This window comes from Salinivirga sp. (assembly GCF_035268865.1).
GTDB lineage: Bacteria > Bacteroidota > Bacteroidia > Bacteroidales > Salinivirgaceae > Salinivirga.
Window position 1 is genome coordinate 1 of record NZ_DATFKB010000166.1, and the last position, 4095, is coordinate 4095.

Below are 4095 nucleotides of genomic sequence, written 5' to 3' on the forward strand. Positions count from 1 at the left end.
TTTTTAGTTTTATTCAATTTATTTTTCCTGAAAATCGAATTGAATTTTAATACGATAGGTTTTTCCAAACAAATCCGGGTTTTCAACAGAAATAAGTTCCATTTGCTTTTTGATGTAATTTGCAAACGCTTCCTTTCCCTGTACGTCTTCAACTTCAATCCAGCCCTCTTCGTTTACTTTAAAAGTAGTCCAAACGTGAGCTGACTCGCTGCGGCTGGTTAATTCTGCGGGAAACTGTACAAGTTGCTCAATGGCTTTGTAAAGTTCCTGATCGGAGTTTGCAGTGGCACTGATTGCCGGAAAGGCAAAACTTGATGTTGTGTTCATTAACAGTGCGATGAAAATTGCGGCGGTGATTGTTTTTAAATTTTTCATGGGTTTAAGTTTTAAGGGTTAAATTTTCGGGTTAATTTTTTTGGGTTTCTGTATCTATGACGAAACATTTTTTGATCTGTTACAGGTTTGTTTGAAAAATAATTCTGGTATTATTTTAACTACATGGTAATGAGATTATTAAAATTTATTAAAAAAATTAAATAATCCGAAATTAATTATGCAACATCTATAAATCGTTTTGTATATTGAACATTTGTTCATAATTTTACAAAAAAAATATGTCAGATTTGGTATTTGGACCGGTTCCATCACGGCGGTTAGGGAGTAGCATTGGAATCAATAATATTCCGCCCAAAAATTGTTCTTATGCCTGTGTTTATTGTCAATTGGGTAAGGCCATAAAAATGGATGCTGATCGAAAGGCATTTTACGCCCCCCGGGAGGTTATTAATGCTGTGAAAGAACGCGTAAGAATTGCAGAAAGTAACGGAGATGAAATTGATTATCTGACCTTTGTGCCCGACGGTGAAGCCACGCTTGATCTCCATCTTGGTGAAATTATTGAGGGGTTGAAGCCCTTAAATCAAAAACTTGCAATTATAACCAACAGTTCACTAATCGATAGGGCAGATGTACGTGAGGAATTGATGCAACTGGATTTGGTTTCATTAAAAGTTGATGCCATCACCGGGTCTGTATGGCGCAAAACAGATCACCCGCACCGTGCATTGGAATTAAACCGTATTTTGGAAGGCATAGAACTTTTTGCCGGACAATACCTCGGTAAGCTTATCACAGAAACAATGCTAATTGAGGGTTATAACGATCAAACTTCTGAATTAAATCTTCTGGCAGATTTCATTGGTACAATCAATCCGCATACGGCATATATTTCTATACCAACACGCAGTCCGGCACGAAAAGATGTAAAGCCTGCAGCTGAAGAAACTATTAACCGGGCCTACCAGATATTTTCATCAAAAATCAGGCGGGTTGAGTATTTAGTAGGTCATGAAGGTAACGCTTTTGCCCATACTGGTGATACGCGTTCAGACCTTTTGAGCATTACAGCAGTACATCCGATGCGGGCCGATAGTGTAAAAGCTTTTCTTGAAAAGGATGGGGAGGACTGGTCACTTGTGCAGGAACTGATTGACGATGGCGCTTTACTTGAAACATTTTACAACGGGTATCATTTTTATGTGCGCAAATTAAAGCAAAAAAATCAGTTTTAATGGGTTGGTTCTTTTATCCTTTTTGCCTGAATCTCAGCAGGCGTGCTTGTGAATATGTTGCACAATATATTTTTTCTGTCAAATGATGTACAGATTTTGTCATCAATTGTGTTGATTATTTGTTTTAACTATAAAATCGACAGAATATGAAAATTAGTATAATAGGTGCCGGAAATGTAGGGGCCACATGTGCCAACGATATAATTAACCTGAATCTTGCCGATGAACTTGTACTCCTTGATGTAAAAGAGGGTGTGACAGAGGGTAAGGCGTTGGATTTATGGCAAACTTCTTCTATACGTCAGTTTGAAACTTATGTGTATGGTGTAACAGACGACTATGAAGCCACAAAAGATTCCGATGTAGTAGTAATTACCGCCGGGTTGCCACGTAAACCCGGAATGTCGCGCGATGACCTTATCGAAATAAATGCAGGTATTGTGCAGCATGCCACAAGAGAGATCATAAAGTATTCTCCTGATGCCAAAATTGTAATTGTTTCTAACCCACTGGATGTGATGACATACGCATCATTCATGGCTGCCAATGGTAAAAACCCGAATGAAGTATTTGGTATGGCCGGTATACTTGATGCAGCGCGCTACAAGGCTTTCATAGCTGAGGAATTGAATGTGAGCCCTGTTAGCGTCCATGCTATTTTAATGGGCGGGCACGGCGATACAATGGTACCACTGCCACGTTATACTACCATTTCATCGGTGCCTGTTACCGAATTGCTTTCGAAAGAAAAACTCGATACCATAATTGAACGCACAAAATACGGTGGAGGAGAATTGGTGAAATTAATGGGTACTTCTGCCTGGTATGCCCCGGGGGCTGCTGCAGCACAAATGGTATCGGCTATTGTGAAGCACTCTCGTCGACTTTTCCCTGTTAGTGCATACCTGCAGGGTGAATATGGACTGAATGATTTGTATATGGGAGTACCCGTAATTCTTGGACGAAATGGGATACAACAAATTATAGAGCTTAAGCTGAATGACGAGGAGATGGAATTGGTGCATAAATCAGCTGAATCAGTAAAAAGTGTACTTGAAGTACTCAGACAAAAAGTAAAATAAATTTTTTCTCATAGCTGAATAGTTTGGGAGGTGCATTGCGCCTCCTTTTTTTTGTCTCAATAAAAATCACAACAATACGAAACTTTATAATTTCTTATCTGAATTTGTGCGCAAAGCTGTAATTTTTGAGTAGAACATTCATTACACCGCCATTTATGGCGGTGACAAGTTACTGTTGCTGCTTAGGGCTTTAGCCAGGAACTTAGGGCTTTATAATTTAGTTCCCAGGCTGAAGCCTTACTGCTATAGATTTTTGCCTAAATCCACTCCATAAATAGCGTCGTAGCTCATCTGTATGTAATCTTCTAATATCAGGCTCAAAAGAATTAATTTCTGCTTCTGCTTTTTTTAACCCGTTGAAAAAAAGTAATAGCAATTGACTTGAAAAACCATTTTTTTGTCGATTTCAAAAATATGTTCCACTAAAATCCGGTTAAAACTATTATCGACCTTTTTATTAAAAAAGTTTCGGATGAATATGATAAAAACATATGTTTATATGATAATATTTGAATATTATATTGGTTTTTATTAAATTGGACCTTACAACGGTTCGGTTAAAATTAAGGCAACCTTTTAGTTGAGTTGTTGTTTAATGAACATAACGTAAACCAAAAATATTTAATTATGAGAAAAGTTTCAGTTATCGGTGCCGGAAATGTTGGTGCAACATGTGCCAATGTTGTGGCCAGGAAAAACATTGTGAATAATGTGGTGCTGCTCGACATTAAAGAAGGTGTTGCAGAAGGTAAAGCCCTTGATATGTGGCAAACCTCATCTGTTGACTTTTTCCATACGCGTGTGCATGGCGTCACCAATGATTACGAAGCCACAAAAGACTCAGAAGTGGTAGTTATTACCAGCGGATTGCCCCGCAAACCCGGAATGTCGCGCGACGACTTGATTAGCACCAATGCTAAAATTGTAAAAGAGGTAACTGAAAACGTAGTTAAATACTCGCCTAATGCCATTATTATAGTAGTGTCAAACCCACTTGATGTAATGGCTTACACGGCTTTCAAAACGGCGGGTCTACCAAAAGAGCGCGTAATTGGTATGGCCGGTATACTTGACTCGAGCCGTTACAAAGCCTTTTTGGCCGATGAATTGAGTATTTCGCCAAACTGTATTCAGGGGCTACTACTAGGAGGGCATGGCGATACCATGGTGCCGCTGCCCAGATACACCTCCGTGGCCGGTATTCCTGTACAACAATTAATTGATAAGGATCGGCTCGATGCCATTATTGAGCGCACCCGCAAAGGTGGCGGTGAGCTGGTAAAACTGATGGGAACCTCAGCATGGTATGCCCCGGGAGCTGCAGCAGCACAAATGGTAGAAGCAGTAATCGACGATCAGCAATGTTTCTATCCCGTTGCAGCCTATCTCGATGGCGAATACGGGCTAAACGACCTTTATCTTGGAGTGCCTATTATTTTAGG

At 39.6% G+C, this 4095-nt stretch carries 4 protein-coding genes; 3 read left to right on the forward strand and 1 reads right to left on the reverse strand.

The window, feature by feature from the left end; genetic code table 11:
- Positions 1-18 precede the first annotated feature (18 nt).
- The gene (locus VJ937_RS09770; protein WP_324066715.1) at positions 19-375 is read right to left on the reverse strand and encodes a hypothetical protein; all 357 of its coding nucleotides are present in this window, start codon (positions 373-375) and stop codon (positions 19-21) included.
- A 239-nt stretch (positions 376-614) separates the two neighbouring features.
- Between VJ937_RS09770 and VJ937_RS09775 the strand changes: the two genes are divergently transcribed.
- The 3 genes from VJ937_RS09775 to mdh (VJ937_RS09785) form a co-directional block, all read left to right on the forward strand.
- The gene (locus VJ937_RS09775) at positions 615-1571 is read left to right on the forward strand and encodes a radical SAM protein (protein WP_324066716.1); all 957 of its coding nucleotides are present in this window, start codon (positions 615-617) and stop codon (positions 1569-1571) included.
- 146 nt (positions 1572-1717) lie between these two features.
- The gene (gene mdh / locus VJ937_RS09780) at positions 1718-2653 is read left to right on the forward strand and encodes a malate dehydrogenase (protein WP_324066717.1); all 936 of its coding nucleotides are present in this window, start codon (positions 1718-1720) and stop codon (positions 2651-2653) included.
- Between the two features lie 627 nt (positions 2654-3280).
- On the forward strand, positions 3281-4095 hold an 815-nt coding region (mdh, locus tag VJ937_RS09785), incomplete at its 3' end, for a malate dehydrogenase (RefSeq protein WP_324066718.1).

What these genes read in the sequence shown, in the direction of transcription:
- VJ937_RS09770 (WP_324066715.1), bottom strand. Translation starts at nt 375, where the DNA reads ATGAAAAATTTAAAAACAATCACCGCCGCAATTTTCATCGCACTGTTA.
- VJ937_RS09775 (WP_324066716.1), top strand. Translation starts at nt 615, where the DNA reads ATGTCAGATTTGGTATTTGGACCGGTTCCATCACGGCGGTTAGGGAGT.
- mdh (WP_324066717.1), top strand. Translation starts at nt 1,718, where the DNA reads ATGAAAATTAGTATAATAGGTGCCGGAAATGTAGGGGCCACATGTGCC.